The organism is Paraburkholderia sp. UCT70 (genome assembly GCF_050434085.1).
Classification (GTDB): domain Bacteria; phylum Pseudomonadota; class Gammaproteobacteria; order Burkholderiales; family Burkholderiaceae; genus Paraburkholderia; species Paraburkholderia tuberum.
On sequence record NZ_JBNPVZ010000004.1, the window covers coordinates 153,796 to 180,031 of the forward strand.

Below are 26,236 nucleotides of genomic sequence, written 5' to 3' on the forward strand. Positions count from 1 at the left end.
AGGTGGGACGATGGGCGACGAACAGGTATGGCCCGATGACGATTCCGCTGTCGGCTCCGTCCCGCGGTTCGAATGGGACGGCCGACGCGCTTCGCTAGGCCGCGCTGTGCGCCGCGGTCGTGCAGGTCATCGCGTCGTCGGCGGTATAGCCGGAGGTGAGAACCTTGATGCGCCCGTCGTCGAGCGCAAAGATCCAGCCATGCACGAGCGGCGCCGGCTCAGCCTCGTGCACGATCGGGCTCGCCCGTAGCTGCCGCACCTGTTCGAGCACGTTCAGCTCGGCGAGGCGATTGACGCGATCCGGCTCGGTCGCCGCGCCGTCCAGCTCCGAGTGATGCGTTTTGGCGAGTGCGCAGAGCGGCGCGATACGGCGGTTCACATGGGGCAGCGCGGGGTCCGGCGGCAGCAGCGCGGCGCGCACGCCGCCGCAGCCATAGTGGCCGCAGACGATCACATGGCCGACCTTGAGCACCCGCACCGCGTATTCAAGGACGCTTGCGACGTTGTCGTCGCCGGGATGAAACAGGTTGGCGATGTTGCGATGGACGAACAGATCGCCGGGCTCGCAATGCGTGATCGTTTCGGCGGGCACGCGGCTGTCCGCGCAGCCGATCCACAGAATGTGTGGATTCTGTCCGCGCATCAGGTCGCGAAAAAATGCCGGATTACGCGTCGCGGTTTCATGGGCCCACGCGACGTTGGCGACCAGCAGGTGTTTGGGTCGGTTCATCGTAGCAACTCCGTATGAGAGGCAATTGACCTGGCACCGGACCGAAACCGCGCCTGCACGGTCGATTGCGAGCCGGTGCCCGAATGGTGTTTACAATAACCTTTCCTTCGCAAAATTGGTGACGTAAACAGGATAAAATTCTGTTTTATGCTTAAGCAATAAAAAAGCCGCCTATCGAAGGCGGCTTTTTTGAGATTTGGTACTTCTTCCGAAGAGGGCGCTCAGTGCTCAGAACAGGTTGCGGCGGTCGGGGTCGTGCAGCGGGTCGGGGGTCTTCTGCGTGAGGCGCAAGATGCCCTGGTCATCGAAGTAGAAGTTGTACATCATGTACCAGACGTTGTCTTCGAGATAGCGATAGGTCCAGACTTCGCGCCTCATCATCGGGAAGTACGACGTTTCGACCGGGCGGCCGAAGTTCACCAGCACGTCGCCGCGCGTCCATTTGCCGATCTCGGCGCGGTAGAACTCGTTGGGCTGCAGCACCTGGCGCATGTTGATGATCTTGCCGCCCGCGTCGATGTCGGCGGCGGTGGTGGTTTCGCCCATCGGTTGGGTCGGCCACATCAGACGCTTGCCGCCGTCGGGCAGATCATAAGTTTCGCGCGGCGGACCGAGGCGCGCGATGACCGTCGATGCGTCCGCTCCCTGTTGATACTGCTGCCACGGCTGGGCGCAGCCGGCGAGCGCGAGCACGCACAGGCAAACGAGCGCGGCGCGGCGCAGACTGGCGCCGGCCGGGGCTGTGATAGCAGCCGCCGTGGGGTGGTGGCGGTTCGGCATGTATTCCTCCGATGGCGTTTGAATAGCGGTTCTTATCATCGAAACGCACTATTTTGACACGCGCTGTGGCGAAAGAACGACGTTGCCTGAACGTGCGTCGCCACCAAACGGTAACGGATGCGCCGGCTTGCCTATTCCGTGCGCGTCATCCTATGATCCGCGCTTCGAAGATTCAGGCGGGGACGACCATGACGGCGATGTGGCGAGGGGCGGCGGCGGTCGCGCTGACGGCGATTTCGATGGCGGTGGCGGGAGTTGGCGTGGCTGAGGCGGCGAATCCGGCCTCGACGGGCGCGAGTCAGGCGTCCGCGCAGGGGACCGTTCCGCCCACCGGCAAGCCGGGGAGCCGCGCGGCCACGCTGGCGGCAAGCCCGGCCGGTAATCACGCAAGCAAGTCCGCGAGCCTGCCGGCCGGCAAACTCACCGGTACGCCAATCCAGCTCGCGCTGATCGAAGGCATGTCCGGCCCGTTCGCGAACGCGGGCGCGGCAGTCGAGCGCAATCTGCGTTTCGGTGTCGAGCAGGTCAACGCGCACGGCGGCGTGGAGCTCGCGGACGGCGCGCATCCGTTCGAACTCGTCGTGCTCGACAGCAAGGGCAGCACGGAGGAAGCGCTGACGCAATTGCGCGCGGCCGCGGATCGCCATATCGGCTACATCCTGCAGGGCAATAGCTCGGCGGTCGCCGCGGCGCTGATCGGCGCGATCGAGAAGCAGAACAGCCGCGAGCCGGACAACCGCGAACTGTTCCTCAACTACTCCGCCGACGACCCCGCGCTCACCAACGCGGACTGCAGCTTCTGGCACTTCCGCTTCGACGCGCACGCCGGCATGCGGATGGCCGCGCTCGCCGAGGTGATCGAGCGCGACAAGGCGGTGAAAAAGGTGTACCTGCTGAACCAGGATTACAGCTTCGGACACGACGTGAGCAGCCTCGCGCGTTCGACGCTCGCGGCGAAGCGTCCCGACATCGCGGTGGTCGGCGACGAATTTCACCCGATCGGCCGCGTGAAGGATTTCGCGCCGTACATCGCGAAGATCCGCGCGAGCGGCGCGGACGCCGTGATCACCGGCAACTGGGGCAACGACCTGACGCTGCTCGTGAAGGCGGCGCGCGAGCAGGGCCTCGACGCGAAGTTCTACACGTTCTACGGCAACAGCCTCGGCGCGCCGGCCGCGCTTGGCGACGCAGGCGTGGGTCACGTGATCGCGGTGGCCGAGTGGCATCCGAATGTCGGTGGCGCGGCCTCCGACGCGTGGTACGCGGCGTTCCGCGCGCGCTTTCCGGCCGCCCAGGACGACTATCCGGTGCTGCGTATGCCACTGATGATCGAAACGCTCGCTGCCGCGATGACCCGCGCCGGCAGCGCCGATCCGACGGCGGTCGCGAAAGCGCTCGAGGGCATCCGCTTCGACAACGGTATTCACGCATCGTGGATGCGCGCCGATGACCATCAGCTGATCCAGCCCCTCTACGTGATGCAGATGGACAAAGCCGGCACACCCGGCGTGCATTTCGATAACGAAGGGTCGGGCTATGGCTTTCGCACGGTGCTGGCGCTACCAGCCGAGCGCACACTATTGCCGACGGTCTGCCGGATGCGGCGTCCCTGAGCGCCCGCGAGCGACACTCAATCCGCCTTGCTGGCCCGGGGTTCGCGGCCGGAATCGGCTGTGCTACAATACGCGTCCCGTTGTTGGCGCTGGGTTCTGATTCAGTTAATTCAGCCACGAACGGGACTCAGTAAATTGTGAAACGGGTATCCCACGGCACGGCCTTTCTTCCGTGACCGCCTGTCCAGTTATCAAGGAAATTGACATGTCCGCAGTTGAAGCAAGCAAGAAGTCCGAAGTCGTCGCGCAATTCGCACGCGCAGCCAACGACACCGGCTCCCCCGAAGTTCAGGTCGCGCTGCTCACGACCCGTATCAACGAACTGACCTCCCACTTCAAGGAGCACACGAAGGATCACCACAGCCGCCGCGGTCTGCTGCGCATGGTGAGCCGCCGTCGCAAGCTGCTCGACTACCTGAAGGGTAAGGACGCGGATCGTTACCGCAGCCTGATCGAGAAGCTGGGTCTGCGTAAGTAATCGGCCAGTCGTTCAGCAAGATGCCTGTGTCAGTTTCGCTGATACAGGCATTTTGTTTTTGCGCGGCGCGCTTCGTGTAACGCGCACCGCCTGTGATCCGCGGCGTATGCCGGTTCGCGCGGCGTCCACGGGCAAGCGCAGTAGCAGTAGCAGAACAGCAGTAGAAGAAGCAGTAACAGGAACAAGGCTGGGCTTCAGGGCAGAGTTTTGTGTCATTCCAGCGGTTCGCGCGCAGTCGCAGCACGTGACCCTCTGGAATGGCATAGCACGACTCTTCCCATGCGGCGCCGGCCCTGGCGTTGCCGCGCCGCTCCGGTCCGCGCGGCATTAAGATGAGGAAAAGCAATGACTATGTTCAATAAGATCGTCAAAGAGTTTAAGTGGGGGCAGCACAACGTTCGCCTCGAAACCGGTGAAATCGCTCGCCAGGCGGGCGGCGCGGTGATCGTCGACGTCGAAGATACCGTGGTGCTCGCCACCGTGGTCGGCGCGAAGACCGCGAAGCCGGGCCAGGACTTCTTCCCCCTCACCGTCGATTACATCGAAAAGACCTACGCCGCCGGCAAGATCCCGGGCGGCTTCTTCCGCCGCGAAGGCCGTCCGTCGGAAGGCGAGACGCTGATCTCGCGCCTGATCGACCGTCCGCTGCGTCCGCTCTTCCCGGAAGGCTTCTACAACGAAGTGCAGGTCGTGATTCACGTGCTGTCGCTGAATCCGGAAATCCCCGCCGACATCCCTGCGCTGATCGGCGCCTCGGCGGCGCTCGCGGTGTCAGGTCTGCCGTTCAACGGCCCGGTCGGCGCGGCGCGCGTGGCATACATCAACAACGAATACATGCTGAACCCGACGCGTCCGCAGATGAAGGAATCGGCGCTCGACCTCGTCGTCGCCGGCACGGAACGCGCGGTGCTGATGGTCGAATCGGAAGCGCAGCAACTGAGCGAAGAAGTGATGCTCGGTGCCGTCGTGTTCGGTCATGAACAGATGCAGACCGCGATCGACGCGATCCACGAACTGGTCCGCGAAGGCGGCAAGCCCGAGTGGGACTGGCAGCCGGCCACAAAGAACGAAGCGCTGATCGCGCGTGTGACCGAATTTGCGCAAGCCGATCTGCTCGCCGCGTACCAGATCCGCGACAAGCAGGCTCGCTCGACCAAGCTGAAGGAAGTCTACGCGGCGACCTCGGCGAAGCTCGAGGAAGAAGCGGCGGCAGCGGGCACCGTGGCGGCCGACAAGGCGTCGGTCGGCAATGTGCTGTTCGACATCGAAGCGAAGATCGTCCGTACGCAGATCCTGAACGGCGAGCCGCGTATCGACGGCCGCGACACGCGCACCGTGCGCCCGATCGAAATCCGCACCGGCGTGCTGCCGCGTACCCACGGCTCGGCGCTGTTCACGCGCGGCGAGACGCAGGCGATGGTGGTCGCGACGCTCGGCACGAAGGGCGACGAGCAAAACATCGACGCGCTCGAAGGCGAGTACCGCGAACGCTTCATGCTCCACTACAACATGCCTCCGTTCGCGACGGGCGAAACGGGCCGCGTCGGTTCGCCGAAGCGCCGTGAAATCGGTCACGGCCGTCTCGCCAAGCGCGCGCTCGTCGCGTGCCTGCCGAGCGCCGACGAATTCGGCTACTCGATCCGCGTCGTGTCGGAAATCACCGAGTCGAACGGTTCGTCGTCCATGGCTTCGGTGTGCGGCGGCTGCCTCGCGCTGATGGACGCCGGCGTGCCGATGAAGGCGCACGTCGCCGGTATCGCGATGGGCCTGATCCTCGAAGGTAATCGCTTTGCGGTGCTGACCGACATCCTCGGCGACGAAGATCACCTTGGCGACATGGACTTCAAGGTCGCGGGTACGGAGCAAGGCGTGACCGCGCTGCAGATGGACATCAAGATTCAGGGCATCACGAAGGAAATCATGCAGGTCGCGCTCGCGCAGGCGAAGGAAGGCCGCATGCACATCCTCGGCAAGATGACCTCGGCCGTGGCCGGCGCGAACACCCAACTGTCGGAGTTCGCACCGCGCATGATCACGATCAAGATCAACCCGGAAAAGATTCGCGACGTGATCGGCAAGGGCGGCTCGGTGATCCGCGCGCTCACCGAAGAAACCGGCACGACGATCGACATTTCGGATGACGGCGTCGTCACGATCGCGAGCACGAACAGCGAAGGCATGGCCGAAGCGAAGCGTCGTATAGAAGCGATCACGATGGAAGTCGAAGTGGGCCAGGTGTACGAAGGCACCGTGCTCAAGCTGCTCGACTTCGGCGCGATCGTGAACATCCTGCCGGGTAAGGATGGTCTGTTGCATATCTCCGAGATCGCGAACGAGCGCATCAAGGACATCAACGACTATCTGAAGGATGGCCAGCAGGTGAAGGTCAAGGTCATCCAGACGGACGAGAAGGGTCGTGTGCGTCTGTCGGCGAAGGCATTGCTGAACGACGCGCCGCAAGGCGAGCCGACGCCGCAGTAAGGCGGTAGCGGACAAACGGCCGGCCGTGTCATGCGCGCCGGCCGTTTTTCATGCAGGATGGATTGCGTTGCGCATTCAAATCGCAGCGCGGCGCTACGGCAGACGGCAGCAACGGGTAGGTAACGCAATCCAATCTTGGAGTTGACGCAGATGAAAGCGATCGAAATCACTGAATTCGGTGCGCCGGAAGTCCTCAAGCTGGCGGAGCGTCCGACGCCGCAGCTCAAGGCTGGCGAGGTGCTGATCAAGGTGGCGGCATCCGGCATCAATCGTCCGGACGTGTTTCAGCGCAAGGGCGGCTATGCGCCGCCGCCGGGAGCGTCGGATCTGCCGGGGCTGGAGGTGGCGGGCGAGATCGTCGGCGGCACGATCGACGCGAAGAACAACCCGTTCGGTCTGAAGATCGGCGATCGCGTGTGCGCGCTGCTCGCGGGCGGCGGCTACGCGGAATTTGCGGCCGCGCCGCTGCTGCAATGCCTGCCGGTGCCGGCGGGGTTGTCGGATATCGAAGCGGCTTCGCTGCCCGAGACTTTTTTCACGGTGTGGAGCAACGTCTTCAATCGCGCGCAACTCGGCCAGGGCGAGGGCGGTGCGAATGAAACGCTGCTCGTGCAGGGTGGTTCGAGCGGCATCGGCGTGACGGCGATCCAGATTGCGCACGCGCTCGGCTTGCGTGTGTTCGCGACCGCGGGCTCGGACGAAAAGTGCCGCGCGTGCGAAACGCTCGGCGCCGAACGCGCGATCAACTACAGGACTGAGGATTTCGTCGAAGTCATCAAGTCGCTGACCAACGATCGCGGCGTGGACGTGATCCTCGACATGGTGGCAGGCAGCTACGTGCCGCGTGAATTGTCGGCTCTCGCCGATGGTGGCCGTATCGTACTAATTGCGCTGCTCGGCGGCGCGAAGGCGGAGCTGAACCTGAACGAAGTGCTGCGCCGCCGTCTGACGGTGACCGGTTCGACGCTGCGACCACGGCCGATCGAGTTCAAGGCGCAGATCGCCGCGCAACTGAAGGAGCGCGTGTGGCCGCATCTCGAAGCTGGGCGCATCAAGCCGGTCGTGCATCGCGTGTTTCCGGCCGCCCAGGCTGCCGACGCGCATGCGCTGATGGAAAGCGGTACGCACGTCGGCAAGATCGTGTTGGCGTGGGGTCAGGAGGGTTGACGTCATCGGTTTGACCCGATCCACCCCACGCAGTAAAATTGCGCGTTTTGCGCGCGCCGGATCAATCCAACGGGCGGGCCGCGAGCGCAGGAACAAACTGCAGCGAGGCGCGAGCGAAGTCCGCCGGTAGAGCAGGCCGGACTGGCAAGACAGGACAATACAAGACGATGTCGAATCAACAACGAGCCAAACTGGTAGTCGGTAACTGGAAGATGCATGGGCGGCTCGCCGCGAACGCCGCGTTGCTGCAGGCAGTGGCACAGGGCGCCAGTGAATTGCCGGCCGACGTGCGCGTCGGTGTGTGCGTGCCGAGCCTCTATCTCGGGCAGACTCAGTCGCTGCTCGAAGGCAGCCCGGTCGTGTGGGGCGTGCAGGACGTGTCCGCGTTCACGCATGGCGCCTATACCGGCGAAGTGGCTGCGCCGATGGTGACGGACTTCGGCGCCACGTTTGCAATCGTCGGGCACTCGGAGCGCCGCGCGTATCACCGCGAAAGCGCCGAACTGGTCGCGGTGAAAGCGCAGCGTGTGCTCGAGGCGGGTTTGACGCCGATCGTATGCGTCGGCGAAACGCTCGAAGAACGCGAAGCGGGTTGGACCGAGCAGGTCGTCGGCGGTCAGCTCGATGAGGTGCTCGCGAAGCTGTCGGCTCAGGAAGCGGCTCGCCTCGTCGTCGCATATGAGCCGGTGTGGGCAATTGGCACCGGCAAGAGCGCGTCGGCGGCACAGGCGCAGGCCGTGCATGGGTTCCTGCGCGCACGTCTCGCGGCCAAGGGTGCGGCGGACGTGCCGTTGCTATACGGCGGCAGCGTTAAGCCGGACAACGCGGAAGAACTGTTCCGTCAGCTCGATATCGACGGCGGCCTGATCGGCGGCGCGTCGTTGAAAGATCAGGATTTCCTGGCGATCTGCAAGGCGGCCGCTGCGACCAGCGTGGCTGGTTAAGCTGGGCGTCTCGGCGAGGATGACTCCATTTCGCGCAACACACAGTGTGCGGCGCGGTTAAATAAAGACTCAGGTGAGTGTGATGCTGTATTTGAAAACATTGATTATCGTCGTTCAGTTGTTGTCGGCGTTCGGGGTCATCGGACTTGTGTTGCTGCAGCACGGCAAAGGTGCCGATATGGGCGCGGCTTTCGGCAGCGGCGCGTCGGGTAGCCTGTTCGGTGCGACGGGTTCGGCGAACTTCCTGTCGCGTACCACGGCAGTGCTCGCAGCGCTGTTCTTTGCCACGACACTGGCACTCACTTACCTTGGTGCGTATCACGTGAAGCCGTCGGCAGGCGTGCTGGGCGCGGCAGCTACTGCGCCGGTCGCGGCTTCGGCGCCGGCTGCGGGCTCGGCCCCGGTGGCGGCATCGCCTGCAGCGCCGGCTTCGCCTGCGTCGGTTCCGGCGACGGGCGTGCCGAAATAAATTTTCGGTGGACGTGGTCTTGTGCGTTGAACAATCTGCTTAAGCAAGTTACAATTCAAGTCTTGAAGCGATTCGCGGGTTTTGCAAGTTGTTTTCCCGGATTGCATATAGTGCCGACGTGGTGAAATTGGTAGACACGCTATCTTGAGGGGGTAGTGGCGAAAGCTGTGCGAGTTCGAGTCTCGCCGTCGGCACCAAATGTTATCTAAATGCCAGCCGTTTGCTTCGCTTCGGCTGGCATTTTCACTTCTGGCGTATCGCTGTACGGCTTACGTCATGCGCGTTGAGGAAGTGATTTCGCGTCAGGGGTGCTATGCTCCTGACGGCACTCAGAACCAACCGATTGAGGATTGTCTTGAACCTCGCAGCCTATTTCCCCGTTTTGCTGTTCCTTATTGTGGGCACCGGTTTAGGCGTAGCACTGGTCAGTATTGGCAAGCTCCTCGGTCCCAACAAGCCCGACACCGAGAAAAACGCACCGTACGAGTGCGGCTTCGAAGCATTCGAAGATGCGCGCATGAAATTCGACGTGCGCTACTACCTCGTCGCCATTCTCTTCATCATTTTCGACCTTGAGACCGCGTTCCTGTTCCCGTGGGGCGTGGCGTTGCGTGACATCGGCTGGGCTGGGTTCACGGCAATGATGATTTTCCTGCTCGAGTTCCTGCTTGGCTTTGCCTACATCTGGAAGAAGGGCGGCCTCGACTGGGAATGATGGATTAATCGCCGGTTTGCGTGGGTGGCCAGGCTTGTCGCCCCGTCTGGAGTGGAAAGCAAATGAGTATCGAAGGGGTCTTGAAGGAAGGGTTTGTCACCACTACGGCGGACAAACTGATCAACTGGACGCGCACCGGCTCGCTGTGGCCGATGACGTTCGGTCTTGCGTGCTGCGCGGTCGAGATGATGCATGCGGGCGCTGCCCGTTATGATCTCGACCGTTTCGGCGTGGTGTTTCGTCCGAGTCCGCGTCAGTCGGACGTGATGATCGTCGCCGGCACGCTGTGCAACAAGATGGCGCCCGCTCTGCGCAAGGTTTACGACCAGATGGCGGAGCCGCGGTGGGTGATCTCGATGGGCTCATGCGCGAACGGCGGTGGCTATTACCACTACTCGTACTCGGTGGTGCGCGGCTGCGACCGGATCGTCCCGGTCGACGTGTACGTGCCGGGTTGTCCGCCCACGGCGGAAGCGCTGGTATACGGCGTGATCCAGCTGCAAGCCAAGATTCGCCGCACTAACACCATCGCCCGTCAATAAGGCCAACGCCTCCCCACAATATGGCAAGCAAACTCGAGACCCTGAAAGCGAACCTCGAGGCGGCCTTTGGCGGCCTCCTGTTGAGCGTGACCGAGTCGGTCGGTGAATTGACGATCGTCGTCAAGGTAGGCGACTACCTCAACGTGGCAAAGCGTCTGCGCGACGACCGCTCGCTCGGTTTCGAGCAGTGTGTCGACCTGTGCGGCGTCGATTATCAGACCTACGCCGAAGGCGCTTACGACGGTCCGCGTTTTGCGGCCGTGCTGCATCTTCTGTCGGTACAAAACAACTGGCGTCTGCGTCTGCGCGTGTTCGCACCGGATGACGACATGCCGATCCTGCCGTCCGTCGTCGACATCTGGAATTCGGTCAACTGGTACGAGCGCGAAGCGTTCGACCTGTATGGCATCGTCTTCGAAGGTCACCCGGACCTGCGCCGCATTCTGACCGACTACGGTTTCATCGGTCATCCGTTCCGCAAGGATTTCCCTGTCTCCGGCTACGTCGAGATGCGTTACGACCCGGAAGAGAAGCGCGTCGTCTATCAACCGGTGACGATCGAGCCGCGGGAAATCACACCGCGCGTGATCCGCGAGGATCGCTATGGCGGTCTGAAACATTAAGAGAACGTCATGGCAGAGATCAAGAACTACACGCTCAACTTCGGCCCTCAGCACCCGGCAGCGCACGGTGTGCTGCGTCTCGTGCTCGAACTCGACGGCGAAGTGATCCAACGCGCCGATCCGCACATCGGTCTGCTGCATCGCGCGACTGAAAAGCTCGCCGAAAGCAAGACGTTCATCCAGTCGGTGCCGTACATGGATCGTCTCGACTACGTGTCGATGATGGTCAACGAGCACGGCTATGTGCTGGCCATTGAAAAGCTACTCGGCATCGACGTGCCGCTGCGCGCGCAATACATCCGCGTGCTGTTCGACGAAGTCACGCGCGTGTTGAATCACTTGATGTGGATCGGCTCGCACGCGCTCGACGTCGGCGCGATGGCGGTGTTCCTCTACGCGTTCCGCGAGCGCGAAGACCTGATGGACGTGTACGAAGCGGTGTCGGGTGCGCGGATGCACGCGGCTTACTATCGTCCGGGCGGCGTCTATCGCGATCTGCCTGACGCAATGCCGCAATACAAGGCATCGAAGATTCGCAATGCGAAAGCGTTGTCGAGGATGAACGAGAACCGGCAGGGTTCACTGCTCGACTTCATCGACGACTTCTTCACGCGTTTCCCGACGTACGTCGACGAATACGAAACGCTGCTCACCGACAATCGGATCTGGAAGCAGCGTCTGGTCGGCATCGGCGTGGTGAGCCCGGAACGCGCGCTGCAACTCGGCATGACCGGGGCGATGCTGCGTGGCTCTGGCATCGAGTGGGACCTGCGCAAGAAGCAGCCGTACGAAGTTTATGACAAGCTCGACTTCGACATCCCGGTCGGCGTGAATGGTGACTGCTATGACCGCTATCTGGTGCGCGTCGAAGAAATGCGTCAGTCCACGCGTATCGCGAAACAGTGCATTGAGTGGTTGCGCAAAAATCCCGGCCCGGTGATGACGGACAATCACAAGGTTGCGCCGCCGTCGCGCGTCGGCATGAAGTCGAACATGGAAGATCTGATCCATCACTTCAAGCTGTTCACCGAAGGCTTCCATGTACCGGAAGGCGAGGCGTACGCCGCAGTCGAACATCCGAAGGGCGAGTTCGGCATCTATCTGATCTCGGACGGCGCCAACAAGCCGTATCGCCTGAAGATTCGCGCACCGGGCTATGCGCACTTGTCCACGCTCGATGAAATGGCGCGCGGTCACATGATCGCCGACGCAGTAACGATCATCGGCACGCAGGACATCGTGTTCGGCGAAATAGATCGCTAGGACGTATTCATCGACGCGTGTCTGCGGTCATCGCACCGCCAGCGCGTCAAGTAAAGGAACGCCGGGTCTGTCGCAGTATGACGTCAGCGACGGGTTTTCGTTCGGTAGGAATTGAAAGAGTCGTGTCTGAAAATGATCTCAGCTGAAGGCCTGAAAGAAATCGATCGTGCGGTCGCAAAGTACCCCGCCGATCAGAAACAGTCCGCCGTGATGTCGGCGTTGGCCACTGCTCAAACGGAGCATGGCTGGCTGTCGCCCGAACTCATGCAGTTCGTCGCGGATTATCTCGGCATGCCGGCAATCGCCGTGCAGGAGGTAGCGACCTTCTACACGATGTATGAGACCTCGCCGGTCGGCAAGTTCAAGATCACGCTCTGTACGAACCTGCCGTGCCAGCTCGGCCCGGACGGCGGTTCCGAAAGCGCCGCTGAATACCTGAAGCAGAAGCTCGGCATCGACTTCGGCGAAACCACGCCCGATGGCAAATTCACGCTGAAAGAAGGTGAATGCATGGGTTCGTGCGGCGACGCGCCGGTGATGCTGGTGAACAACCAACGCATGTGCAGCTTCATGAGCCGCGAGAAGATCGACCAGCTGCTCGAGGAACTTTCGAAATGACGTCTTTACACGATCGTCACATCAAACCGCTGATTCTCGCCGGCCTGAACGGCGACAACTGGCATCTCGAAGACTACGTTGCGCGCGGCGGTTACGCGCAGCTGCGCCGCATCCTGGAAGAAAAAATCGCGCCCGAGCAGGTAATCGCCGACGTCAAGGCGTCGGGCCTGCGCGGCCGCGGCGGCGCGGGCTTCCCGACCGGTCTGAAGTGGAGCTTCATGCCGCGTCAGTTCCCGGGCCAGAAGTACCTCGTCTGCAATTCGGACGAGGGCGAGCCGGGTACGTTCAAGGATCGCGACATTCTGCGCTTCAATCCGCATTCGCTGATCGAAGGTATGGCGATCGGCGCGTACGCGATGGGCATCACGGTCGGCTACAACTATATTCACGGCGAAATCTGGGAAGTCTATAAGCGCTTCGAAGAAGCGTTGGAAGAAGCTCGCCGCGCCGGGTTCCTCGGCGACAACATCATGGGCTCTGGCTTATCGTTTCAGCTGCATGCGCATCACGGTTACGGCGCGTACATCTGTGGCGAAGAAACCGCGCTGCTCGAATCGATCGAGGGCAAGAAGGGGCAGCCGCGCTTCAAGCCGCCGTTCCCGGCGAGCTTTGGCGTGTACGGCAAGCCGACCACGATCAACAACACCGAAACGTTCGCGGCGGTGCCGTTCCTGCTCGCCATCGGCCCGCAGAATTACCTTGAAATCGGCAAGCCGAACAACGGCGGCACGAAGATTTTCTCGGTGTCGGGCGACGTCGAGCGTCCGGGCAATTACGAAATTCCGCTCGGCACGCCGTTCGCGACGCTGATGGAACTCGCCGGCGGCATGCGCGGCGGCAAGAAGATCAAGGCTGTGATTCCTGGTGGTTCGTCGGCGCCGGTGATTCCGGGCGAGATGATGATGCAGACCGACATGGATTACGACTCGATCGCGAAGGCCGGCTCGATGCTTGGCTCAGGCGCAGTGATCGTGATGGACGAGACGCGCTGCATGGTGCGCTCGCTGCTGCGCCTGTCGTACTTCTATTACGAAGAGTCGTGCGGTCAATGCACGCCTTGCCGTGAAGGCACGGGCTGGCTGTATCGCGTCGTGCATCGAATCGAGCATGGTCTCGGCCGCCAGGAAGATCTGGATCTGCTGAACTCCGTCGCGGAAAACATCATGGGCCGCACGATCTGCGCGCTCGGCGACGCGGCCGCTATGCCGGTTCGGGGCATGCTCAAGCACTACTGGGACGAATTCGAATATCACGTCGCCCACAAGCATTGCCTCGTCGGCGGTCATGCCGGCACGGCGGCGCTCGAAACAGTGGCTGCCTGACGGTGGCTGCCTGACGGTGGCTGCCTGAGTCGGCCCGCCAGGTTCGGCTGACGGATAACTACCAGACGAACACCTCAACCGCAGGATTCATGGCCCGAAGCGGGCGATGAACAGGCGAACGATTGAGCGGTAACAGGTTAAGGAAGATTGACCATCATGGTTGAACTGGAAATAGACGGCAAGAAAGTCGAGGTGCCTGAAGGCAGCATGGTGATCCAGGCTGCGCATAAGGTCGACACCTACATTCCTCACTTCTGCTATCACAAGAAGCTGTCGATTGCGGCCAATTGCCGGATGTGCCTGGTCGATGTCGAAAAGATGCCGAAGGCCGTGCCCGCGTGCGCGACGCCGGTGTCGGCCGGCATGATCGTGCGCACCAAGTCGGACAAGGCGGTGAAGGGCCAGCAAGCCGTGATGGAATTTCTGCTGATCAACCATCCGCTCGATTGCCCGATCTGCGACCAGGGCGGCGAATGCCAGCTGCAGGATCTGGCCGTTGGTTACGGCAAGTCGTCGTCGCGCTACAGCGAAGAAAAGCGCGTGGTGTTCCACAAGAACGTGGGCCCGCTGATCTCGATGGAAGAGATGTCGCGCTGCATTCACTGCACGCGTTGCGTTCGCTTCGGCCAGGAAATCGCCGGCGTGATGGAACTCGGCATGCTGGGCCGCGGCGAGCACTCGGAAATCACGTCGTTCGTCGGCAAGACGGTCGACTCCGAACTGTCGGGCAACATGATCGACCTGTGCCCGGTCGGCGCGCTCACGAGCAAGCCGTTCCGCTACAGCGCCCGTACGTGGGAGCTGTCACGCCGCAAGTCGGTGAGCCCGCACGATTCCGTCGGTGCGAACCTCATCGTGCAGGTGAAGAACAATCGCGTGATGCGCGTTCTGCCGTTCGAAAACGAAGCGATCAACGAGTGCTGGATCTCGGACAAGGACCGCTTCTCGTACGAAGGCCTGAACAGCCCCGAGCGTCTGACCAAACCGATGCTCAAGCAAGGCGGCCAGTGGGTCGAAACCGACTGGCAGACCGCGCTCGAATACGTGGTCAAGGGTCTGAAGGGCATCAAGAGTGACCACGGCGCGAACGCCCTTGCCGCGCTGTCGAGCGCGCACAGCACCGTCGAAGAACTGTTCCTGTTGAAGCAGATCGCGCAAGCGGTCGGCACGCCGAACGTCGACTTCCGTCTGCGTCAGTCGGATTTCTCGGCGCCCGTTACTGGCGCGCCGTGGCTCGGCGGCACGATCGCCGATCTGTCGAATGTCGATGCGGCGCTCATGATCGGCTCGGATCTGCGCCGTGACCATCCGCTGTTCGCCGCGCGTTTGCGCCAGGTCGCACGAGGCGGTTCGGCACTTACGCTGCTCCAGGCCACCAACGACGACGCGATGATCCCTCAGGCGCAACGCGTGGTCGCGGCGCCGTCGGCATGGCTCGAGGTGTTGGCAGGCATCGCCGGCGCGGTGGGCGAAGCGAAGGGCGTCGCGCTGCCGGAAGCATTCGCGGGCACGCAGCCGACGGACGCGCACAAGCAGATAGCGAAATCGCTGACTACCGGCGAGCGCCGCGTCGTGCTGCTCGGTAACGAAGCGGTCCGTCATCCGGACTTCGCGGCGATCCACGCCGCGGCGCAATGGATTGCCGAGGCAACCGGTGCAACGCTCGGTTTCCTGACCGAAGCGGCCAACACGGTCGGCGCGCACCTCGTGAACGCACTGCCGGGCGAAGGCGGTCTGAACGCGCGCGAAGTGTTCGAGCAGCCGCGCAAAGGCTATCTGCTGTTGAATCTCGAGCCGGAATTCGACACGGCCAATCCGGCGCGGGCGCTTGCGGCGCTGAAGCAGGCCGAAATGGTCGTCGTGATGTCGCCGTTCCAGACCGGCGCCGACTACGCCGACGTGCTGCTGCCGATTGCGCCATTCACCGAATCGGGCGGTACGTTCGTCAACGCCGAAGGCACGGTGCAGGCGTTCAACGGCGTCGTGCGGCCACTCGGCGACACACGTCCGGCCTGGAAGGTGTTGCGCGTGCTGGGCAGCTTGCTCGGCGCGCCGGGCTTCGAATATGACACGGTCGAAGAAGTGCGTGCGGCCGCGCTCGGCGACGGCGAGATGAAGTCGCGTCTATCGAACCGCACCAGCGTCGCGGTGACGCGCGGCCAGGCCGCGAAGGCGGCGGAAGGCAAGTTCGAGCGTCTCGCGAACGTGCCGATCTATCATGCCGATGCGCTCGTGCGTCGCGCGGAGTCGCTGCATCTGACCGCGGCGGCCCGTACGGCGAATTCGGTCGGCCTGCCGGCTGGGCTGTTCGACAAACTGGGTTTGAAAGAGGGCGACGCGGTGCGCGTTCGTCAGGGCGAGCAAGCGGTGCAGTTGCCGGCCGTGCGCGATGCGAATCTTGCGGAGACGGTCGTCCGCGTATCGGCGGCTACGCCTGCCGGTGCAGCGCTGGGCAGCCTGTTCGGTGAACTGGTGGTGGAGAAGGCGTAAATGAGCTTGTTCGATACGATCAACTCGGGCGGCGCCCAACTTCTCGGTGTGGCATGGCCCACGGTGTGGGCGCTCGTGCGCATCCTGGTGGTGGCCGTCGCGATCCTGCTGTGCGTCGCTTACCTGATCCTGTGGGAGCGCAAGCTGATCGGCTGGATGCATGTGCGTCTCGGTCCGAACCGCGTCGGTCCCGCCGGGCTCTTGCAGCCGATCGCCGACGTGCTGAAACTGCTGCTGAAGGAAGTGATCCAGCCCGCCCAGGCAAGCCGCTGGATCTACCTGATCGCGCCGATCATGGTGGTGGTGCCGGCCTTCGCGGTCTGGGCGGTGATTCCTTTCCAGGCGGGCGCGGTGCTCGGTGACATCAACGCGGGTCTGCTATACGCGATGGCGATCTCGTCGATCGGCGTGTATGGCGTGATTCTGGCCGGCTGGGCGTCGAACTCGAAGTACGCGTTCCTCGGCGCGATGCGCGCCGCCGCGCAGATGGTCTCGTACGAAATCTCGATGGGCTTCGCGCTGGTGGTCGTGCTGATGACGGCCGGCACGCTGAACCTGTCGGGCATCGTCGGCTCGCAGGAGCAGGGCTTCTTCGCCTCGCACGGCCTGAACTTCCTCTCCTGGAACTGGCTGCCGCTGCTGCCGATGTTCGTCGTGTACTTCATCTCGGGCATCGCCGAAACGAACCGCCACCCTTTCGACGTGGTGGAAGGCGAATCGGAAATCGTCGCGGGCCACATGATCGATTACTCGGGTATGGCGTTCGCGCTGTTCTTCCTCGCCGAGTACATCAACATGATCGTCATCTCGGCATTGGCTGCAACTCTGTTCCTCGGTGGCTGGAGCGCACCGTTCGGGTTCCTGTCGTTCATCCCGGGCATCGTCTGGCTCGTCGCCAAGGTTTTCTTCCTGTTGTCGGTGTTCATCTGGGCGCGTGCCACGTTCCCGCGCTACCGCTATGACCAGATCATGCGTCTCGGCTGGAAGATCTTCATTCCGGTTTGCGTGGTGTGGCTCGTGGTGGTCGGCTTCTGGATCATGTCGCCGTTGAACATCTGGAAATAAAGGGCGGATGAACCTATGACCGCAATCCAAAACTTCTTCAAGACTTTCTTCCTCACGGAACTGCTGAAAGGCCTCGCGCTGACCGGACGCTACGCGTTCCAGCGCAAGGTCACCGTGCAGTTCCCTGAAGAGAAGACCCCGATCTCGCCGCGTTTCCGCGGTCTGCATGCGCTGCGCCGCTATGAAAACGGCGAAGAGCGCTGCATCGCGTGCAAGCTGTGCGAAGCAGTGTGCCCGGCGCTCGCGATCACAATCGAATCGGAAACGCGCGCGGACAACACGCGCCGCACGACGCGCTACGACATCGACCTGACCAAGTGCATCTTCTGCGGTTTCTGCGAAGAAAGCTGCCCGGTCGATTCGATCGTCGAGACGCACATTCTCGAGTATCACGGCGAGAAGCGCGGCGACCTTTACTTCACGAAGGACATGCTGCTGGCCGTTGGCGACCGCTACGAAGCAGAAATCGCCGCCAACAAGGCAGCCGACGCACCGTATCGTTGAAGCGCTTTCCCGCTGATGCATTAATTGCGGCAATAAAATCAGTAACACGGCCTGCTGTCGGGCCGACCGCCGCGGCCTGAACGCCGCGGCACGGCGCACCTGTGTGGCGGTTCTGGCGGTTTCGTCCGCTTTTGCTAACCACGCGTGCCAAAGAACAATGCCTGACGATGGCCTAACGATGAACCGGTAATCATGGAATTCACGACCGTACTGTTCTACATCTTCGCGCTGCTCCTGGTGGTTTCAGGGCTGAAGGTGATCACCTCGCGCAACCCGGTATCGTCCGCACTGTTTCTGGTGCTGGCGTTCTTCAACGCAGCCGCGATCTGGATGCTGCTGGAGGCTGAGTTCCTCGCGATCCTGCTGGTGCTGGTCTACGTCGGCGCGGTGATGGTGCTGTTCCTGTTCGTCGTGATGATGCTGGACGTCAATCTCGACGTGCTGCGCAAGGACTTCAAACGCTTCGTGCCGATGGCCTCGGCGGTGGGCGCGATCATCGTGATCGAAACCGCGCTGATCCTGTGGCACGGCTACGGCGCGACCACCACGGCGCTGCACGACACGGCCGCGGCCGCCGCTGGCATGGGCGACTGGTCGAACACGCGCCTGATCGGCAAGGTCATCTATACCGACTACATCTTCGCGTTCGAAATTGCCGGCCTGATCCTGCTGGTTGCCATCATCGCGGCGATCGCGCTGACCACGAGCCACAAGAAGGACAGCAAGCGTCAAAACGTCAGCGCACAGGTCAAGGTGCGCGCACAGGACCGCGTGCGCGTCGTGAAGATGCCGTCAGAGAAAACCGCGGCGACTCTCGCGGCGGAACAAGCGGCTGCCGCGGCAGCGGCAGCAGCAGCCGACTCGGCACCGGCCAAGAACAGCTGAGCGGACAGGAGATAGAAATCATGTTGACCCTTGCCCATTACCTTGTCCTCGGCGCGATCCTGTTTGCGATCAGCATCGTCGGCATTTTCCTGAACCGCCGCAACGTCATCATCATCCTGATGGCGATCGAACTGATGCTGCTCGCGGTGAACACCAATTTCGTCGCGTTCTCGCACTACCTCGGCGACGTGCATGGCCAGATTTTCGTCTTCTTCGTGCTGACCGTTGCGGCAGCCGAAGCGGCGATCGGTCTCGCAATTCTGGTGACCCTGTTCCGTAGTCTCGACACGATCAATGTCGAGGATCTCGATCAGCTCAAAGGTTAATTTCAGGAAAAGCGGTTATGTCCACGATACTCAATGAAAACCTGCTGTTGGCAATTCCGCTGGCACCGCTCGCTGGTTCCCTGATTGCGGGGCTGTTCGGCAAGGCGATAGGGCGGGCGGGTGCGCATTCGGTCACGATCCTCGGCGTCGCGATTTCGTTCATCCTGTCGGTCATGGTCTTTTTCCAGGTGATGGACGGCGCGAGCTTCAACGCTACCGTTTATCAATGGATGTCAATCGGCAAGACCCAGCTCGAAGTCGGTTTCCTGGTCGACTCGCTGACCGCGATGATGATCTGCGTGGTGAACTTCGTGTCGCTGATGGTGCATATCTACACGATCGGCTACATGGCCGACGACGACGGCTACCAGCGCTTCTTCTCGTACATCTCGCTGTTCACGTTCTCGATGCTGATGCTCGTGATGAGCAACAACTTCCTGCAGCTGTTCTTCGGCTGGGAAGCGGTGGGTCTCGTTTCGTACCTGCTGATCGGCTTCTACTTCAAGCGTGAGAGCGCGATCTACGCGAACATGAAGGCGTTCATCGTGAACCGCGTCGGCGATTTCGGTTTCCTGCTCGGCATCGGTTTGCTGTTCGCGTTCGCCGGCTCGATGAACTACGGCGAAGTCTTCGCGAAGCGTACCGAACTCGCGGCGCTGAACTTCCCGGGTACCGACTGGGGCCTGCTGACGGTGGCTTGCATCTGCCTGTTCATCGGCGCGATGGGTAAGTCGGCTCAGTTCCCGCTGCACGTGTGGCTGCCGGACTCGATGGAAGGCCCGACGCCGATCTCCGCGCTGATTCACGCGGCGACCATGGTGACGGCCGGTATCTTCATGGTCACGCGCATGTCGCCGCTCTTCGAACTGTCGGATACGGCGCTGTCGTTCGTCATGGTAATCGGTGCGATTACCGCGCTGTTCATGGGTTTCCTCGGGATCGTCCAGAACGACATCAAGCGTGTGGTCGCTTATTCCACGCTGTCGCAGCTCGGTTACATGACGGTCGCGCTCGGCGCGTCGGCATATTCGGTCGCCGTGTTTCACCTGATGACGCACGCGTTCTTCAAGGCGCTGCTGTTCCTCGGCGCGGGTTCGGTGATCATCGGCATGCATCACGATCAGGACATGCGCAACATGGGCGGCTTGCGCAAGTACATGCCGATTACGTGGATCACGTCGCTGATCGGTTCGCTCGCGCTGATCGGCACGCCGTTCTTCTCGGGCTTCTACTCGAAAGACTCGATCATCGACGCGGTGAAACTGTCGCATCTGCCGGGCTCGGGTTTCGCGTACTTCGCGGTGGTCGCAAGCGTGTTCGTGACCGCGTTGTATTCGTTCCGTATGTATTTCATGGTGTTCCACGGTGAGGAGCGCTTCCGCAATCCGAAGCACCCGGAATCGCCGATGGGCGCAGAAGCAGAGTCGCATGGGCATGACGCGCACGGCCACGACGACCACGCTCACGAGCCGCACGAAACGCCGTGGGTCGTGTGGGTGCCGCTCGTGCTGCTGGCGATTCCGTCGATCGTGATCGGCGCGATCGGCGTTGGTCCGATGCTGTTCGGCGACTTCTTCCAGCACGGCGTCGCGTTCGACAGGGTGATCTACATCAGCGAGAACCATCCGGCGCTGCATGAGATGACCGAAGAATTCCAGGGCTGGGCATCGATGGGTCTGCACTCGGTGTCGGGCCTGCCTGTGTGGCTCGCGCTCGCAGGCGTGGTGGTCGCATGGTTCCTGTATCTGGTCCGTCCGGATCTGCCCGCTGTCATCAAGCGCGCATTCGGCCCGATCTACACGTTGCTCGATAACAAATACTACATGGACAAGATCAACGAAGTCGTGTTTGCGCGAGGCGCGGTGGCCATTGGCCGGGGTCTGTGGAAGGAAGGCGACGTGGTCGTGATCGACGGCATCGTCAACGGCAGCGCACGCTTTATCGGCTGGTTCGCGAGCGTGATCCGCTTCCTCCAATCCGGCTACATCTACCACTACGCGTTCGCCATGATCATCGGCATGCTGGGGCTCCTGACCCTGTTCGTAACGCTCGGCGGCAAATAAGGCGAGGGACACTCATGCACGCTTATCCGATTCTGAGCATCGCGATCTGGTTGCCGATCTTCTTCGGTCTGCTGGTCCTCGCGATCGGCAACGACGAGAACCCCGCCCCCGCGCGCTGGATTTCACTGATCGGCTCGGTTCTGAGCTTCCTCGTCACGCTGCCACTGATCACCAGCTTCGATTCGAGCACCGCCGAGCTGCAGTTCGTCGAGCAGGCGAACTGGATCGAGCGCTTCCACATCACGTATCACCTCGGCGTGGACGGCATTTCGATGTGGTTCGTTGCGTTGACCGCGTTGATCACGGTGATCGTCGTGATCGCAGCGTGGGAAGTGATCACGAAGAACGTCGGCCAGTACCTCGCGGCCTTCCTGATCCTGTCGGGCATCATGGTCGGCGTGTTCAGCGCGGCCGATGGCCTGTTGTTCTACGTGTTCTTCGAAGCGACGCTGATCCCGATGTACATCATCATCGGCGTGTGGGGCGGGGCGAACCGCGTGTACGCGGCATTCAAGTTCTTCCTGTACACGCTGGCGGGCTCGCTGCTGATGCTGGTTGCGCTGATCTATCTGTACAACCAGACCGGCTCGTTCGACATCGCCACGTGGCAGCACGCGCAGATCGCGATGACGCCGCAGGTGCTGCTGTTTATCGCGTTCTTCCTGGCCTTCGCGGTGAAGGTGCCGATGTGGCCGGTGCACACGTGGTTGCCGGACGCGCACGTGGAAGCGCCGACCGGCGGCTCGGTCGTGCTGGCCGCGATCATGCTGAAGCTCGGTGCGTACGGTTTCCTGCGCTTCTCGCTGCCGATCACGCCTGATGCAAGCCATTTCCTCGCACCGGTCGTCATCACGCTGTCGCTGATCGCGGTGATCTACATCGGTCTCGTCGCGATGGTGCAGGCCGACATGAAGAAACTGGTCGCGTATTCGTCGATCGCGCACATGGGCTTTGTCACGCTCGGCTTCTTTATCTTCAATCAGCTCGGCGCGGAAGGCGCGATCGTGCAGATGATCTCGCACGGTTTCGTGTCGGGCGCGATGTTCCTGTGCATCGGCGTACTGTACGACCGCATGCACTCGCGTCAGATCGCCGATTACGGCGGCGTCGTCAACGTGATGCCGAAGTTCGCGGCGTTCGTGATGCTATTCGCGATGGCGAATTGCGGCTTGCCGGGCACTTCCGGTTTCGTCGGCGAATTCATGGTGATTCTGGCTTCCGTCCAGTACAACTTCTGGATCGCGAGTGGCGCGGCAGTCACGTTGATTCTCGGCGCGGCCTACACGCTGTGGATGTACAAGCGCGTGTACTTCGGCGCGGTCGCGAACGACCACGTGAAGAACCTGCTCGACATCGACCGTCGCGAATTTTTCATGCTGGCTGTGCTCGCCGCACTGACGCTGTTCATGGGCCTGTATCCGAAGCCCTTTACCGATGTGATGCACGTATCCGTGGAAAACCTCCTCTCCCACGTTGCCCAATCGAAGCTGCCGTTGCCTCAGTAACGACGAGCGGAGGAATTTAAGACCATGCAAAACGCCCCTATGACTGCTCTGTTGCCCGATGCACTGGTGATGTTCGCCATTGTCATCGCGTGGCTCAACGACACGTTCGTTGGCCAGGAGGGTCGCCGTACCACGTATTTCATCGCGTTCTTCTCGACGCTCGTCGCCGGGATCTGGTTCGCGATCAATGCGTTCGACCCCCAAGTGCATTACTTCTTCGATCACATGTACGTGGTCGATCCGTTCGCCAATGTGATGAAGGCAGTGGTGTCGCTCGGCTATGCGGTGACGATCGTTTATTCGCGTCGCTACCTCGAAGACCGTAGCCTGTTCCGCGGCGACTTCTTCCTGCTCGGCATGTTCTCGCTGCTCGGCCAGATCGTGATGATCTCGGGCAATAACTTCCTGACGCTGTATCTCGGTCTGGAACTGATGTCGCTGTCGCTGTACGCGGTGATCGCGCTGCGTCGCGAAGTGGCGTCGTCGAACGAAGCGGCGATGAAGTACTACGTGCTCGGCGCGCTGGCTTCCGGCTTCCTGCTGTACGGTGTTTCGATGCTGTATGGCGCGACCGGCTCGCTCGACCTGAACGAAGTGTTCAAGGCGATCAGCACGAGCCACTACGATCCGACCGTGCTGCTGTTCGGCGTCATCTTCATCGTGGCGGGCGTGGCGTTCAAGATGGGTGCGGTGCCATTCCATATGTGGGTGCCTGACGTGTACCAGGGCGCACCGACGGCGATGACGCTCATCGTCGGCGGCGGCCCGAAGGTCGCGGCGTTCGCGTGGGGTCTGCGTTTCCTCGTGATGGGCCTGCTGCCGCTGGCGGTCGAATGGCAGCAGATGCTGGTGATTCTGGCGGCGCTGTCGCTGATCGTCGGCAACATCACCGGGATCGTGCAGCGCAACGTCAAGCGGATGCTCGCGTATTCGGCGATCTCGAACATGGGCTTCGTGCTGCTCGGCCTGCTCGCCGGCGTGGTCGACCAGAAGACCACGGGCGCCGCGAACGCGTACGGCTCGGCGATGTTCTACAGCATCGTCTACCTGATCACGACGCTCGGCACCTTCGGCGTCATCATGCTGCTCGCGCGCCGCGACTTCGAAGCGGACACGCTGGAGGACTTCAAGGGCCTCAATCAGCGCAGCGCGGTATTCGCGTTCGTGATGATGATCATGATGTTCTCGCTCGCGGGTATTCCGCCGGCAGTCGGTTTCTATGCGAAGCTCGCCGTGCTGCAAGCGACGATGAACGCCGGCCTGACCTGGCTCACCGTGCTCGCCGTGATCACGTCGCTGTTCGGCGCGTTCTACTACCTGCGTATCGTCAAGCTGATGTACTTCGACGAGCCGCAAGACAAGTCGCCGATCGTGGCGGACACGAGCACGCGCGCGTTGCTCGCGTTGAACGGCGTCGCCGTGCTGGTGCTCGGTATCGTGCCGGATCCGCTGTTGCGCGCCTGCCTGCAGGCGATCCAGCACACGCTGCTGCTCTGATGTCCGCTGCGGGCTGGTTTATCGTGCTGTTGGCGCTGGTCGGCGCCAACCTGCCGTTCCTGAATCAGCGCCTCTTCGCCGCGGTGCCGTTGAAAGCGGCGAAGAAAAGCGCCTGGCTCCGGATTGCCGAATTGATCGTGCTGTATTTCGTGGTCGGCGCGCTGGGCTTTTTGCTCGAAGCGCGCGCGGGAAATCGCTTCGAGCAGGGCTGGCAGTTCTACGCGATCACGTTCGCGCTGTTCGTCGTGTTCGCTTTCCCCGGCTTTTCCTTCCAATATCTGGTCAAACGCCGCTGACGGCGTCCCGCCGTCGCGCGCGCCTGGCTGTTCTGAGGTCCGCACATGGCTGAGCTTCCCAATCACGACGCTGCGCTAACCGAGACTTGTATCGACAGCAAGACGGTCCATCAAGGACCGTTCATGACGGTCAAGTACGATAGGGTCCGACTGCCCGACGGCAAACAGGCGACGCGCGAATACGTTCAGCATCCGGGCGCCGTCATGGTGATCCCCTTGTTCGACGACGGTCGCGTGCTGCTCGAAAGTCAGTATCGCTATCCGATGGGCAAGGTGATGGTCGAATATCCGGCCGGCAAGCTCGACCCGAACGAGGGCGCGCTGGCCTGCGCGGTCCGGGAACTGCGCGAGGAAACCGGCTATACCGCGCGCGAGTACGTGTACCTGACTCGGATTCACCCGATCATTTCTTACTCGACCGAATTCATTGATATCTATCTCGCGCGGGGCTTGACCGCGGGTGAGCGCAACCTCGATGAAGGCGAGTTTCTCGAACTTTTCACCGCGACCGTGGAGCAGGTATCCGAGTGGGTGCGCACGGGCAAGATCACCGATGTGAAGACGATCATCGGTACCTTCTGGCTCGAGAAAGTGCTGTCGGGTACGTGGCCGACCGAGGCGCCCGAAACGGTATAAGTTCGCGTCTGCCCGATAGCTGATCCGCGTTGCAGGTGAACGGAGCCCCTGTTGGTCGATGACCGGCAGGGGCTTTTCATTGGTTTCGCGGTTTCTTTCTGGCTCGAAAGATAAGCCGTCTCCTATGCCATCTGGCTGGCTCGTCGTGGCGCCGGCGGCCGGCTAATATGAACCTCTCGATCACCGAATTCGTCGTCGATTTTGTTTTGGATGACTGACGTTAAAGATCGGAGTGATCTCATTTCAGCTCCAGCACAGGTTGTCAATTGACAACCTGTGCTGGAGCGATTAAATTGGAGGTCTCGATGGTTCGAGCAAGGCACATGAAGAAAGAGATCGAGGCCGCATTGGCATACGCGGAGCAGCACGGCTGGCGCGTTCAGGACGGCGGAAGAGGTCATGCGTGGGGAAAAATCCATTGCCCGTACAGAGACGCCGAATGTCGTTGCGGGGAGTTCTGTATATCGAGCGTCTGGAGTACGCCGAAGAATGCCGGCAATCACGCCAGGCACTTGCGGCGCATCGTCGGCAACTGCGCGGCACGGCGCTAGTGGGTTCGTAGGTATCACACAGGGGTCAAGCAGGAATCGCAACAACCTGGGCTCAACGAAGACAGGAGTAACGTATGGAATATGTGTTCACGTTGAAATACCGCCTCGCCGCGGAAGATTGCGATGCAGACGCAATCGTCGAGCGGTTGGGCGAAGCGGGGTGCGACGACGCCACGATTGGCGTCGGGCAACCCGGCCGCCTCGGGCTGCTTTTCACCCGTGAAGGCGCGAGCGCACTCGCGGCTGTCACCAGCGCGCTCAAGGACGTGAAAGGTGCGGTGCCGTCCGCGCAGCTGGTCGAGGCGGGACCTGACTTCGTAGGGCTGACCGACGTGGCCGAGGTGGCCGGCGTGTCGCGGCAAAACATGCGCAAGCTGATGCTGAACAACGCAATCGACTTCCCGTCACCGGTCCACGAAGGCAGTGCATCGGTGTGGCATCTGGCGGACGTGCTCGAATGGCTGACCGCGCGCGGCGGGTACGAGATTGAGATCGGTGTGGCGGATGTCGCAAAACTCGCGAAGCAGATCAATCTGACGAAGGAGGCCCGTCAGATTGAACCGCGTGTGAGCCGTCAATTGAGCAATCTCGTGGCGTAGCAGGGCGCCGCAAGCGGTCCGTAGAGCGGAGCAGATGTGGCACCGCTTACTAGCCGGGCCGCCTTCGGCAGCAC

Annotated in this window: 26 protein-coding genes and 1 tRNA gene; 25 read left to right on the forward strand and 2 right to left on the reverse strand. The window is 61.9% G+C overall.

Going from position 1 to position 26,236, the window contains the following annotated elements:
- Positions 1 to 94: 94 nt before the first annotated feature.
- Entirely contained in the window at positions 95 to 730 is a 636-nt protein-coding gene (locus tag OKW41_RS26290) for a carbonic anhydrase (protein WP_018420005.1), read from the reverse strand.
- Positions 731 to 958: 228 nt separating this feature from the next.
- Positions 959 to 1,510 carry a hypothetical protein gene (locus tag OKW41_RS26295; RefSeq protein WP_429452095.1) on the reverse strand — a complete coding sequence of 184 codons (552 nt, stop codon included), beginning with the start codon at positions 1,508 to 1,510 and terminating at the stop codon, positions 959 to 961.
- A gap of 188 nt (positions 1,511 to 1,698) precedes the next feature.
- Here OKW41_RS26295 and OKW41_RS26300 point away from each other — a divergent pair, with 188 nt between their 5' ends.
- From OKW41_RS26300 to OKW41_RS26420, 25 genes are all read left to right on the forward strand, one after another.
- A complete protein-coding gene (locus tag OKW41_RS26300; RefSeq protein WP_429574462.1) occupies positions 1,699 to 3,123 on the forward strand; it encodes a branched-chain amino acid ABC transporter substrate-binding protein in 1,425 nt (474 codons plus the stop codon).
- 205 nt (positions 3,124 to 3,328) lie between these two features.
- Entirely contained in the window at positions 3,329 to 3,601 is a 273-nt protein-coding gene (gene rpsO / locus OKW41_RS26305; RefSeq protein ID WP_008920609.1) for a 30S ribosomal protein S15, read from the forward strand.
- A 345-nt stretch (positions 3,602 to 3,946) separates the two neighbouring features.
- On the forward strand, positions 3,947 to 6,082 hold the full coding sequence (gene pnp, locus OKW41_RS26310) for a polyribonucleotide nucleotidyltransferase (protein WP_429452091.1): 2,136 nt from the start codon (positions 3,947 to 3,949) through the stop codon (positions 6,080 to 6,082).
- Positions 6,083 to 6,232: 150 nt separating this feature from the next.
- On the forward strand, positions 6,233 to 7,249 hold the full coding sequence (locus OKW41_RS26315) for an NAD(P)H-quinone oxidoreductase (RefSeq protein ID WP_429452089.1): 1,017 nt from the start codon (positions 6,233 to 6,235) through the stop codon (positions 7,247 to 7,249).
- Between the two features lie 167 nt (positions 7,250 to 7,416).
- Positions 7,417 to 8,193: a triose-phosphate isomerase gene (gene tpiA / locus OKW41_RS26320; RefSeq protein WP_429452087.1), complete on the forward strand. Its 777-nt coding sequence runs from the start codon at positions 7,417 to 7,419 to the stop codon at positions 8,191 to 8,193.
- Positions 8,194 to 8,275: 82 nt separating this feature from the next.
- On the forward strand, positions 8,276 to 8,662 hold the full coding sequence (gene secG, locus OKW41_RS26325; RefSeq protein ID WP_184010188.1) for a preprotein translocase subunit SecG: 387 nt from the start codon (positions 8,276 to 8,278) through the stop codon (positions 8,660 to 8,662).
- Positions 8,663 to 8,774: 112 nt separating this feature from the next.
- Positions 8,775 to 8,859, forward strand: a tRNA-Leu gene (locus OKW41_RS26330).
- A gap of 158 nt (positions 8,860 to 9,017) precedes the next feature.
- Positions 9,018 to 9,377: an NADH-quinone oxidoreductase subunit A gene (locus OKW41_RS26335; RefSeq protein ID WP_018420012.1), complete on the forward strand. Its 360-nt coding sequence runs from the start codon at positions 9,018 to 9,020 to the stop codon at positions 9,375 to 9,377.
- Positions 9,378 to 9,439: 62 nt separating this feature from the next.
- The gene (locus tag OKW41_RS26340) at positions 9,440 to 9,919 is read left to right on the forward strand and encodes a NuoB/complex I 20 kDa subunit family protein (protein WP_006052903.1); all 480 of its coding nucleotides are present in this window, start codon (positions 9,440 to 9,442) and stop codon (positions 9,917 to 9,919) included.
- A gap of 20 nt (positions 9,920 to 9,939) precedes the next feature.
- Positions 9,940 to 10,542: an NADH-quinone oxidoreductase subunit C gene (locus tag OKW41_RS26345; protein ID WP_429452085.1), complete on the forward strand. Its 603-nt coding sequence runs from the start codon at positions 9,940 to 9,942 to the stop codon at positions 10,540 to 10,542.
- Between the two features lie 9 nt (positions 10,543 to 10,551).
- On the forward strand, positions 10,552 to 11,805 hold the full coding sequence (locus tag OKW41_RS26350; RefSeq protein ID WP_429452083.1) for an NADH-quinone oxidoreductase subunit D: 1,254 nt from the start codon (positions 10,552 to 10,554) through the stop codon (positions 11,803 to 11,805).
- Between the two features lie 132 nt (positions 11,806 to 11,937).
- Entirely contained in the window at positions 11,938 to 12,423 is a 486-nt protein-coding gene (gene nuoE, locus OKW41_RS26355) for an NADH-quinone oxidoreductase subunit NuoE (RefSeq protein WP_013088938.1), read from the forward strand.
- Positions 12,420 to 13,745, forward strand: coding sequence for an NADH-quinone oxidoreductase subunit NuoF (gene nuoF / locus OKW41_RS26360; RefSeq protein ID WP_429574463.1), 1,326 nt, complete (start codon positions 12,420 to 12,422; stop codon positions 13,743 to 13,745). The genes nuoE and nuoF overlap by 4 nt, the downstream gene beginning before the upstream one ends.
- 156 nt (positions 13,746 to 13,901) lie before the next feature.
- Positions 13,902 to 16,235, forward strand: a complete 2,334-nt coding sequence (nuoG, locus tag OKW41_RS26365) for an NADH-quinone oxidoreductase subunit NuoG (RefSeq protein WP_429574464.1) — start codon at positions 13,902 to 13,904, stop codon at positions 16,233 to 16,235.
- The gene (gene nuoH / locus OKW41_RS26370; protein WP_429452077.1) at positions 16,236 to 17,300 is read left to right on the forward strand and encodes an NADH-quinone oxidoreductase subunit NuoH; all 1,065 of its coding nucleotides are present in this window, start codon (positions 16,236 to 16,238) and stop codon (positions 17,298 to 17,300) included.
- A gap of 15 nt (positions 17,301 to 17,315) precedes the next feature.
- Positions 17,316 to 17,804 carry an NADH-quinone oxidoreductase subunit NuoI gene (nuoI, locus tag OKW41_RS26375; protein ID WP_175150600.1) on the forward strand — a complete coding sequence of 163 codons (489 nt, stop codon included), beginning with the start codon at positions 17,316 to 17,318 and terminating at the stop codon, positions 17,802 to 17,804.
- A 192-nt stretch (positions 17,805 to 17,996) separates the two neighbouring features.
- Entirely contained in the window at positions 17,997 to 18,689 is a 693-nt protein-coding gene (locus OKW41_RS26380) for an NADH-quinone oxidoreductase subunit J (protein WP_184010205.1), read from the forward strand.
- Between the two features lie 20 nt (positions 18,690 to 18,709).
- Positions 18,710 to 19,015 (forward strand): NADH-quinone oxidoreductase subunit NuoK, encoded by a 306-nt coding sequence (gene nuoK / locus OKW41_RS26385; RefSeq protein ID WP_006052894.1) that lies wholly within the window; start codon positions 18,710 to 18,712, stop codon positions 19,013 to 19,015.
- Positions 19,016 to 19,032: 17 nt separating this feature from the next.
- Entirely contained in the window at positions 19,033 to 21,078 is a 2,046-nt protein-coding gene (gene nuoL, locus OKW41_RS26390; protein WP_429452074.1) for an NADH-quinone oxidoreductase subunit L, read from the forward strand.
- 14 nt (positions 21,079 to 21,092) lie between these two features.
- Positions 21,093 to 22,583 (forward strand): NADH-quinone oxidoreductase subunit M, encoded by a 1,491-nt coding sequence (locus OKW41_RS26395; RefSeq protein ID WP_090803779.1) that lies wholly within the window; start codon positions 21,093 to 21,095, stop codon positions 22,581 to 22,583.
- Positions 22,584 to 22,607: 24 nt separating this feature from the next.
- Positions 22,608 to 24,080, forward strand: coding sequence for an NADH-quinone oxidoreductase subunit NuoN (nuoN, locus tag OKW41_RS26400; RefSeq protein WP_035470481.1), 1,473 nt, complete (start codon positions 22,608 to 22,610; stop codon positions 24,078 to 24,080).
- The gene (locus tag OKW41_RS26405) at positions 24,080 to 24,376 is read left to right on the forward strand and encodes a DUF2818 family protein (RefSeq protein WP_429452072.1); all 297 of its coding nucleotides are present in this window, start codon (positions 24,080 to 24,082) and stop codon (positions 24,374 to 24,376) included. The genes nuoN and OKW41_RS26405 overlap by 1 nt, the downstream gene beginning before the upstream one ends.
- A 45-nt stretch (positions 24,377 to 24,421) precedes the next feature.
- Entirely contained in the window at positions 24,422 to 25,012 is a 591-nt protein-coding gene (locus tag OKW41_RS26410; protein WP_429452070.1) for an NUDIX domain-containing protein, read from the forward strand.
- A 305-nt stretch (positions 25,013 to 25,317) separates the two neighbouring features.
- A complete protein-coding gene (locus OKW41_RS26415) occupies positions 25,318 to 25,563 on the forward strand; it encodes a hypothetical protein (RefSeq protein ID WP_429454550.1) in 246 nt (81 codons plus the stop codon).
- Positions 25,564 to 25,637: 74 nt separating this feature from the next.
- Positions 25,638 to 26,162 (forward strand): helix-turn-helix transcriptional regulator, encoded by a 525-nt coding sequence (locus tag OKW41_RS26420; protein WP_429574465.1) that lies wholly within the window; start codon positions 25,638 to 25,640, stop codon positions 26,160 to 26,162.
- Positions 26,163 to 26,236: the final 74 nt, after the last annotated feature.